This window comes from Methanoculleus sp. DTU007 (genome assembly GCF_001512385.1).
GTDB lineage: Archaea > Halobacteriota > Methanomicrobia > Methanomicrobiales > Methanoculleaceae > Methanoculleus > Methanoculleus thermophilus.
The window spans coordinates 1,275-4,334 of record NZ_LFRO01000004.1; the positions used below are offsets into that span (position 1 = coordinate 1,275).

Genomic DNA, 3,060 nt, shown 5'->3' on the forward strand with positions numbered 1-3,060 from the left:
GTGCCGGTCACGGTCTTTGGCGATGAGGTTATCGTCGGGTTCGATGCAAGGAGACTCCAGGAGGTCTTCGGGACGCCGGCGGCGGCAACCGTCTGCGACGTGACCATCGTGGGCGGCGGTCCGGCCGGACTGACCGCGGCGGTCTACTGCGCCCGAAAACGCATGAAGACCGTTCTTGTAGCGGAGAATATCGGCGGCCAGGCGGCCTGGAGCTGGGCAATCGAGAACTACATGGGATTTTCGACGATCTCGGGCAAGGAACTTATCCGGAAGTTCGAGGAGCAGGCCCGGGGTTTCGACGTCCATCTCGAACTTGACAGCGTCACGAGCGTCAAAAAAGAGGACGGGGCGTTCCTCGTCCGGACGGCCGGAGGAACTGAGTATCGCTCCCGGACGCTCATCCTCGCTCCCGGGAAGGAGCCGAGGCGGCTGGGGCTTCCCGGTGAGGACCGGTTGATGGGGAAGGGTATCTCGATCTGCGCCGTCTGCCATGCCCCGCTCTACCGCGATAAACCGGTGGCGGTCGTCGGCGGCGGGAATGCGGCGCTCCAGACCGCGATCGAGATGACGAAGTTCGCAAGCTCCGTGACGTTGATTGCCAGGGGTGCTCTCCGGTGCGATGAGATCTTCCTCTCCCGGGCAGAGGAGGCGGGGATACGAACCCTCTCCCCTCATGAGGTGACGGCGCTCCACGGGGATGCGGCCCTGACCGGGATCACCGTCCGCGACCGTGAGACCGGGGAGGAGATGAACCTTGACGTGGAGGGGCTCTTCCTCTCGATCGGGTTTGCCCCGAATACGGAGTTCCTCAAGGATCTCGTGGCGTTGAACGAGCGGGGCGAGATTCTCATCGATGAGAACGGCCGCACGAACGTTCCCGGGGTCTTTGCAGCCGGAGACGCGACCTGCGTCAAGGCCAAGCAGATCATCGTCGCCGCCGGCGACGGGGCGAAGGCGGCGCTTGAGGCGCACGAGTACCTCGAGGAGCTCGTGGGCAAACCGACCAAGGAGCCAGTGGTCTGCCGGTGAGGCTAGAGCGGGGTGCCTTCGGCCAACGCATTGAGGACGAACGGGTTCTCCTCCCGGATCAGGCCTGCGAATTCCTCGTCGGTGTAGCAGAGCGGTTCGACCGGGAGGTCGGTGAGACCGATGATGAAGGCTGCACGTTTATGGGGACGCTCGGGGAAGTCGCCGACGACAATCAGGTCAACGTCGCTCTCCTCGTGGAAGTCCCCGCGTGAGAACGACCCGTAGAGGATGATGGCGCTGATACGCCGGCGCGCCCGGATCTCGCGGGCGAGAACCCGGACCTGTTCCATCACCTGGTGAGCGCTTCTCTCGCGGCACTGCAGATCGAATCCGCATGCTCGATGCATTCTTCGGCATCCTCCTGGTCGTAGTACTCCGATGGTGTCAGGTTCCCCACGATGCTGTCTGGATATCGGGTTGTTATATATGCGGCATCAAGTGCCTTGGCCTCACTCTTCAGCGCCAGGAACGAGGGTTCATACTTGCCGATCTCCCTGATCAGTTCGTAGACAGAATGCGTCAGGATCCTCCGGTATCCCCGGGCATAGAGCAGGGCCTTTAGGGATTTTTCTGCACTCTGCTGTGCCTGGAAGCATGCCCATTCAAAATCGCCGGACCGGCAGCTGTTCCTCGCGCTGATGAGATCCCTCTCCCCCTGGCGCAGCCACCGCCCTGCTTCACGCATGTTCGCATCCATGGTCTCGGCCTGGTGATCATCAAACTCTTGTCGCTCCCGGGATATAAGTGCGCCGCGCTCCGCCCCCGTGCCCTGCAGAGGGAGTAACGGTGCTGGCACTCTACTGGCCCCGGGCCACTCATCGTTCCGTACGTCCCAAGTTCATTCCCGGGAGCCAGACCTGTGAATATGGCCGTTCGGGGTCAGAGTCTGCCATAGCGTTTGTGTGCCTGCTCGATGGTCATCAGATGGGTGATCTCGACCCAGTTCCTGTCGGAATCGGTATGAATGATATAGAGCGCGGTAAAGGATCGCCCTATATGGAGGCGGAACACTTCCATCCCCTCCGTATCCAGCCGTTCATTATCTCCCCCGCTACCGGGATATGGATCTGTCTGTAGGATAGCAAGTTTTGCCGTGATGATGCGCTGCGACTTCTCCGGCAGAGCGTTCAGGAAATCGGCTGCCGACCTCCTGAATAGAACAGCGAACGTCACAACTGAATCTCCATGAGTTCTTCGCTCTCCTGGATCCGCTTGATATCCTCTACAAGCCGCCGCTTCTTCTCGTGCTCGATCATCTCCTCTATCAGTTCGGAAAAGGTCATCCCCGGCCTTCGCATGCTGGAGAGGGCAGCCCAGATCTCTTCCTTGACAACAATGCGCTTTGTGGCATTCATGGCATTCATGGTATACGTGCTACCCACAAAAAACGTTGCCGGTGTATTGGGCATTCTCCGGCAGGGTTGCCCCCGTTCACAGGACGGAAAGAGGCTCTCCGCCGAACGTTCTTCCGTCTGGCATCTGCGGGTAGACGGCAGAGCATCTTAGCAGGCGGGCACGCTAAAACCCTGCCGCCCGGCCTCTCGCCGAAGGGCTGCGCACCTCCTGTCCGATCGAATATTCTGAAAATTCTGAAAATTCATAATATTGATATACTTTCGCCGGCAACCCTGCTCCGTGAGCTGCATGGAAGATGCTCCGGGGGACGGGCGGCGGCCCTCCTGTTCCGGCTCCTGCACGATCGAGGCGGTCGTGAGCGTCGATGCCCGAGGGCAGGTGGTCCTCCCGAAGGACATCCGCGAAAGGGCCGGGATTGCTCCCGGCGACCGGCTTGCCGTCGTCTTCTGGGGAAAGGAGGACGATGTCTGCTGCATCACGCTGATCAAGGCGAGCTGTCTCAACGGCATGGTGACGGCACTCCTCTCTCCCATGGCGGCGGAGATCGCAGACAGGGAACTCGATCAGGAGTCATCGCGATGAAGGAAGATATACACAAACAAGTGCGGAGCACCTATGGAGAGATCGCCCGGCAGGGAGGGTGCGGGTGCGGTATCGGGTGCTGTAACACCGGGA

The 3,060-nt window shown here is 60.7% G+C and carries 6 protein-coding genes; 2 read left to right on the plus strand and 4 right to left on the minus strand.

Going from position 1 to position 3,060, the window contains the following annotated elements; all coding sequences use genetic code 11:
- Positions 1-1,029 (plus strand): NAD(P)/FAD-dependent oxidoreductase (locus ACI94_RS00365; protein WP_286680954.1); only part of this gene is annotated, 1,029 nt, incomplete at its 5' end.
- Positions 1,030-1,031: 2 nt separating this feature from the next.
- Here ACI94_RS00365 and ACI94_RS00370 read toward each other — a convergent pair.
- The 4 genes from ACI94_RS00370 to ACI94_RS00385 form a co-directional block, all read right to left on the minus strand.
- Complete coding sequence (locus ACI94_RS00370) at positions 1,032-1,319, minus strand: nucleotidyltransferase domain-containing protein (RefSeq protein ID WP_209727753.1); 288 nt, start codon at positions 1,317-1,319, stop codon at positions 1,032-1,034.
- A complete protein-coding gene (locus tag ACI94_RS00375) occupies positions 1,319-1,825 on the minus strand; it encodes a HEPN domain-containing protein (protein WP_273258630.1) in 507 nt (168 codons plus the stop codon). Before ACI94_RS00375 ends, ACI94_RS00370 begins: the two co-directional genes overlap by 1 nt.
- Before the next feature lie 83 nt (positions 1,826-1,908).
- On the minus strand, positions 1,909-2,202 hold the full coding sequence (locus ACI94_RS00380; protein ID WP_209727708.1) for a hypothetical protein: 294 nt from the start codon (positions 2,200-2,202) through the stop codon (positions 1,909-1,911).
- On the minus strand, positions 2,199-2,384 hold the full coding sequence (locus tag ACI94_RS00385) for an antitoxin VapB family protein (RefSeq protein WP_209727709.1): 186 nt from the start codon (positions 2,382-2,384) through the stop codon (positions 2,199-2,201). Before ACI94_RS00385 ends, ACI94_RS00380 begins: the two co-directional genes overlap by 4 nt.
- A 289-nt stretch (positions 2,385-2,673) precedes the next feature.
- Between ACI94_RS00385 and hgcC the strand changes: the two genes are divergently transcribed.
- Entirely contained in the window at positions 2,674-2,967 is a 294-nt protein-coding gene (gene hgcC, locus ACI94_RS00390) for an HgcAB-associated protein HgcC (protein WP_209727754.1), read from the plus strand.
- Positions 2,968-3,060: the final 93 nt, after the last annotated feature.

What these genes read in the sequence shown, in the direction of transcription:
- ACI94_RS00370 (WP_209727753.1), bottom strand. Translation starts at nt 1,319, where the DNA reads ATGGAACAGGTCCGGGTTCTCGCCCGCGAGATCCGGGCGCGCCGGCGT.
- ACI94_RS00385 (WP_209727709.1), bottom strand. Translation starts at nt 2,384, where the DNA reads ATGAATGCCACAAAGCGCATTGTTGTCAAGGAAGAGATCTGGGCTGCC.
- hgcC (WP_209727754.1), top strand. Translation starts at nt 2,674, where the DNA reads ATGGAAGATGCTCCGGGGGACGGGCGGCGGCCCTCCTGTTCCGGCTCC.